Annotated in this window: 1 rRNA gene; it reads left to right on the forward strand. The window is 53.1% G+C overall.

What is annotated here, in order from left to right:
* Positions 1–441: ribosomal RNA gene (locus KGF38_RS20060) — 16S ribosomal RNA — on the forward strand; the annotation flags it as partial.

Below are 441 nucleotides of genomic sequence, written 5' to 3' on the forward strand. Positions count from 1 at the left end.
CCTACGGGAGGCAGCAGTGGGGAATATTGCACAATGGGGGAAACCCTGATGCAGCGACGCCGCGTGGAGGAAGAAGGTCTTCGGATTGTAAACTCCTGTTGTTGGGGAAGATAATGACGGTACCCAACAAGGAAGTGACGGCTAACTACGTGCCAGCAGCCGCGGTAAAACGTAGGTCACAAGCGTTGTCCGGAATTACTGGGTGTAAAGGGAGCGCAGGCGGGAAGACAAGTTGGAAGTGAAATCTATGGGCTCAACCCATAAACTGCTTTCAAAACTGTTTTTCTTGAGTAGTGCAGAGGTAGGCGGAATTCCCGGTGTAGCGGTGGAATGCGTAGATATCGGGAGGAACACCAGTGGCGAAGGCGGCCTACTGGGCACCAACTGACGCTGAGGCTCGAAAGTGTGGGTAGCAAACAGGATTAGATACCCCTAGTAGTC

Source organism: Clostridioides sp. ZZV14-6387, assembly GCF_020657835.1.
GTDB lineage: Bacteria > Bacillota > Clostridia > Peptostreptococcales > Peptostreptococcaceae > Clostridioides > Clostridioides difficile_A.